Source organism: Bradyrhizobium sp., assembly GCF_027307225.1.
In the GTDB taxonomy this organism is placed as follows: Bacteria; Pseudomonadota; Alphaproteobacteria; order Rhizobiales; family Xanthobacteraceae; genus Bradyrhizobium.
Genome location: NZ_DAHUXJ010000117.1, coordinates 1 through 4,349, shown reverse-complemented (window position 1 = coordinate 4,349; position 4,349 = coordinate 1). Strand labels below are relative to the sequence as shown.

At 63.7% G+C, this 4,349-nt stretch carries 4 protein-coding genes; 1 reads left to right on the top strand and 3 read right to left on the bottom strand.

Annotated features, from left to right (window positions below):
* Positions 1-210 precede the first annotated feature (210 nt).
* The 3 genes from M6D32_RS20270 to M6D32_RS20260 form a co-directional block, all read right to left on the bottom strand.
* Positions 211-1,518, bottom strand: a complete 1,308-nt coding sequence (locus tag M6D32_RS20270) for a Gfo/Idh/MocA family oxidoreductase (protein ID WP_298259536.1) — start codon at positions 1,516-1,518, stop codon at positions 211-213.
* A 156-nt stretch (positions 1,519-1,674) separates the two neighbouring features.
* Complete coding sequence (locus tag M6D32_RS20265) at positions 1,675-2,475, bottom strand: phytanoyl-CoA dioxygenase family protein (protein WP_298259534.1); 801 nt, start codon at positions 2,473-2,475, stop codon at positions 1,675-1,677.
* Between the two features lie 36 nt (positions 2,476-2,511).
* Positions 2,512-3,186, bottom strand: a complete 675-nt coding sequence (locus M6D32_RS20260) for a GntR family transcriptional regulator (protein WP_298259532.1) — start codon at positions 3,184-3,186, stop codon at positions 2,512-2,514.
* Positions 3,187-3,502: 316 nt separating this feature from the next.
* Between M6D32_RS20260 and M6D32_RS20255 the strand changes: the two genes are divergently transcribed.
* Complete coding sequence (locus M6D32_RS20255; protein ID WP_298259530.1) at positions 3,503-4,045, top strand: methylated-DNA--[protein]-cysteine S-methyltransferase; 543 nt, start codon at positions 3,503-3,505, stop codon at positions 4,043-4,045.
* Positions 4,046-4,349 lie beyond the last annotated feature (304 nt).

Genomic DNA, 4,349 nt, shown 5'->3' with positions numbered 1-4,349 from the left:
TTGTTTGGAGCTCGCGTCGCGCAACCCATCTTGGCCAGCGACCATTGCGTGTCGCATCAACAGGCCGGACATATGGATGCAGCGATCCGATCTACTCAGAAAGCTCTTGTGCCACGGGGGCCGTCCACATATGGGTCCCGGGTCCGCGCTCGCACCGGACAACGCTGCGCGTTGCCAGGAGCTCGCTTGCCCGGGACGACGAAACGGTGATTACCGCCCGCCGAATTTCTGCTCCATCGCGCGCCGAACCTTGATGGTATCGTTCGCGGCGTCGAACTCGAGGTCGTCCCAAATCACCACCGCGCCATGGGCGACGTTACGCTTCAGCTTAAGGTGGTGCGCCAGCCCGATCGGCAGGGCGCCGGCCTTGAGGCTGGCTTGAGCCGGCATCAGCTTTCCCCACACCGTGTAGCCGCCTTCGCCATCGAGCATTTCGCCGGCGCGCAAGTCGCGCTTGGCGACGGATGCGACGTCGCCACGGAAGCCATGCGGTTGCCCGGTCGGCTCGTTGCGCAACGCGGCGGACAGGACCGAGATGTTCAACTCCAGTCCGATCAGGTGATAGGGCTTGTACATCGCGGCATATCGCCCGCTTGAATCCGTCTTCAGGCCATATTGGCTGAAGCAGTCCGCGGCATAATCGTTCGGCGCTTCCAGCACGACATAGACGCCCCAGCGCAGGTCGCGAAACACCGGACGGCCGTCGCGCTCGAGCGACGACACCACTTCCACCACGCCGGATTTTTCCAGCACGCCGCCATGCTCGCGCGGCCGCATGATGTGCGGCAGGTCATCGACACCGCAGGGCGGAAACAGCAGTCCGCCGGACGGCACGTCCAATCCGGTTGCGTTCGCAATCGCCGCCATCTCAATGGCGGATTTGGTGCCGTCGAGAAACGAGTTGAACATCTGCGGGTTCATGCCGGCCGATTGTGCCTCGTCCGCCGAAAGCCCGTAATGGCCCCATACGCCGGCCGGCGTCACGTCGTGATAGGCCGGCAGATATTTGGTGCCCTTGCCGGCGGCGACCACGCGAAAACCGGTCGCACGCGCCCAGTCGACCATTTCCGCCGTCAGCGCCGGCTGGTCGCCGTAGGCCAGCGAATAGACGACGCCCGCTTTTCGCGCTTCCTCGGCGAGCAGGGGACCCGCAAGCACGTCGGCTTCGACATTCACCATCACGATATGCTTGCCGTTCGCGATCGCGGCGCGCGCGTGGGCGATGCCGACGGCGGGATTGCCGGTCGCCTCCACCACCACCTCGATTTCGCCCGCGATCGCCTTGGCGCCGTCGGTGGTGAAGCCGGTCGCCGCGATCCGGTCCTTGTCCCAGCCAACCGTGCGGCAGGCCTCGCGCGCGCGTTCCGGATCGAGATCGACAATAATGCTCACCTCGAGACCGGGCGTGTGCGGCACCTGCGACAAGAACATCGAGCCGAACTTGCCGGCGCCGATCAGCGCGACGCGCACCGGCTTGCCGGCGGCATGTCGTGCGGCGAGGAGGGAGGAGAGGTTCATGTTTAGTGATCCGGCGAGGTGGCGTGTCCCGGACGCGGTGCAGCGCCTTGGCGATGCTCCGCAGATCCGGGACCTAGCGAAAAACGATAAGCGATTTGGACCCCGGATCAGCGGCGCAACGTTTTGCGTTGCGCCGCGTCCGGGGCACGATGGATATTATTCCGCCGCCTGACGCGGCGCGCGTGCCAGGCGCACCAGCGCGTCATCGGCGACCGTCTCGATCGGCGTGAAGTCGCGGTGGGCGATATAGTCCGGCCGCGTCGGGGTGCGGATGTAGTTCGAGACCGCGTTGAGCGTGAGGTACACGATCTTGCGCGGGTAGGGCGTGATATTGCCCGCCGAGCCGTGCACCAGATTGCCGTGGAACATCAGCAAGCCACCGGCCTTGCCGGTCGGCGCGACGATGCCGCCTTCCTTGACCAGCCGCGTCACCGTTTCCTCGTCCAGCGTCCACAGCGGATAGGACGTCGTCTGGAGGTCGTGCGAGGCCTTGAGGTCGCCGGCATTCTGGCTGCGCGGCACCAGCATCAGGGGTCCGTTGATCGGCATCACCTCGTCGAGGAAGATCGCGATGTTCATCGCGCGGGGCTCCAGCATGCCGTCGTCACGCTTCCAGGTGCCGTAGTCCTGATGCCATTGCCAGACGTCGCCGGTGAAGGCCGCCTTGGCGTTGATCTTGAACTGATGCATGTAGACTTTTTCGCCGAACAGCTGCTCGATCGGATCGATCATGCGCGGATGGGCGCCGAGCAGCCGGAACGCTTCGTTATAGAGATGGGCCGCAAACGCGGTGCGCGGTGCGCCGCTCTTCTCGCGCCATACCTCCGGCCGGTTGGCGTCGTAGATGCTGATGGCCTCGCGCGCGAGCAGTGCGACTTCTTCCGCCTTGAACAGTTCCGGCAAAAACAGCCAGCCTTCGCGGTGGAAATTTTCGATCTGCTGCTGGGTAAGCTTCATGATAGTTCCTCCTTTGGCTTTCTTTGGCGCGCTCGGTTACGCCGCCTCGCCGACAGCCCTCAGTCTCTCTTCGGTGGTTTGTCCGGCGCTCTGCGCGTGCGCCTCGGCAGCGGTAGCGGCTGCTTTGGCGTTGCCGGACAGGATCTGTGCCGCGATCGCCTCGTGTTCGCGCCAGGCCGTCTGGCGATAATCGAGCTCGCCCAGAACCGTTGCCATCGAGCGGCGCATGTGCGGCCATTGCGGCGCGATCGTTTCCTCGATCACCGGATTGCCGGCGAGACGATAGATCGCGGTATGAAAATCGACATCGAGTGCGACCAGCCGCGCCAGCGGTGTTGCCTTGTCGACCGTGCGGCCGGCCCGCAGCGCCGCCTCGAGTTGCGCCCGTCCGGCGGGGTCGGTCCTGGCCCGCTTGGCAGCCATCCGTGCCGCGAGCGCGTCGATCGCGCCGCGGACTTCATAGAGTTGGCGGATGCGCTCGGGATCGAGCTGCGTCACTTCGAACCCGCGACGGCCGCTTTCGGCCAACAGTCCTTGCCGGTGTAGCAGGTGCAGCGCGTGCGACACCGGCTGGCGCGAGACGCCGAGGCGTTCGGCCAGTTCGTTCTGGGTGATCCGCTGACCGGGCGGCAGCGCGCGATCGGTAATGGCCTCCAGAATCCGGCCATAGACCTGGTCGGTCAGGTTCGGCGAAGGCGTCAAGGGGATCATCGATGATCCTTTGGAGTACGGAATTCCGTATTCCGAATGTTAATTGAGCCTGCTGGTGCCGTCAAGCGGTCGGAATCCGGGTGGATCGCAACAATTTCCAAGCCTAGATATCGATCAAAGAGTGAAATGGGGCCTAGTGGTCCGATTCTAACATTCGCATCCCCTCTCAGCAGGCACTTTTGCGAATGTTAGAATCAAAGGACCACTAGCAAACATAGGTTTCCAGTGGGGTTTAGGACTTGACATTCGCTTTCCGAATTTGCGGCTAGATGAGTAGCGAATGTCAAATCCACTCCACTTGGATTTGGAGCCAACCATGACAGACCAGCATTTTGCCCTGTTCGACACGCCGATCGGCGTCTGCGGCATCGAGTGGGGTCCGCGCGGCATCAACGGGTTACAATTGCCGATGGGCAGTGACGAGAAGACGCGCGGGCGTATCCGGCAGCGCCGCGGCGACATCGACGAGACGGCGCCAACGGCCGAGGTGCAACATGCGATCGATCGCATCGTCAAACTGCTAGCCGGCGAGCGCGATGACCTCATGGACATTGCGCTCGATCTCGACGGTGTCCCTGAGTTCAACCGCGGCGTCTACGACATCGCTCGCACCATTCCGCCGGGTCAGACCGTGACCTATGGCGACATCGCCAAACGCCTTGGTGGCGTCCAGTTGTCGCGCGACGTCGGCCAGGCGCTCGGGCGCAACCCCTGTCCAATCGTGGTGCCGTGTCACCGCGTGCTGGCCGCAGGCCAGAAGCCCGGCGGCTTCTCTGCCAGGGGCGGCGTCGACACCAAGCTGAAGATGCTTGCGATCGAAGGCGCGGTGGTCAACCACACGCCGAGCCTGTTTGATTGAACCGGTGCTTATCCCTCCCCCGCGGAACGCGTGGGGAGGGTGGCCATCGCGCAGCGATGGTCGGGTGGGGGTGTTAGTACCGACAAAGAACTTCGGCATTAGGCGTGGTTTTTGAACCCCCACCCCGACGCTCGTTTCACTCGCGTCGACCCTCCCCGCAAGGGGGCTAAGGCGTGCACACATTTCTGAGGCTCCATCCTTGAACCATTTGTTCGAAGCGCTGCCAACCTCTTCGCATGGTGATCGGACCCGGCGGACGCTCGGAAGCATAGCCGGTCCAACCTCCAAGACGGGCAATGATCCA

Coding starts and splice junctions, on each gene's coding strand:
- M6D32_RS20270 (WP_298259536.1), bottom strand. CDS start 1,518: ATGAACCTCTCCTCCCTCCTCGCCGCACGACATGCCGCCGGCAAGCCG.
- M6D32_RS20265 (WP_298259534.1), bottom strand. CDS start 2,475: ATGAAGCTTACCCAGCAGCAGATCGAAAATTTCCACCGCGAAGGCTGG.
- M6D32_RS20260 (WP_298259532.1), bottom strand. CDS start 3,186: ATGATCCCCTTGACGCCTTCGCCGAACCTGACCGACCAGGTCTATGGC.
- M6D32_RS20255 (WP_298259530.1), top strand. CDS start 3,503: ATGACAGACCAGCATTTTGCCCTGTTCGACACGCCGATCGGCGTCTGC.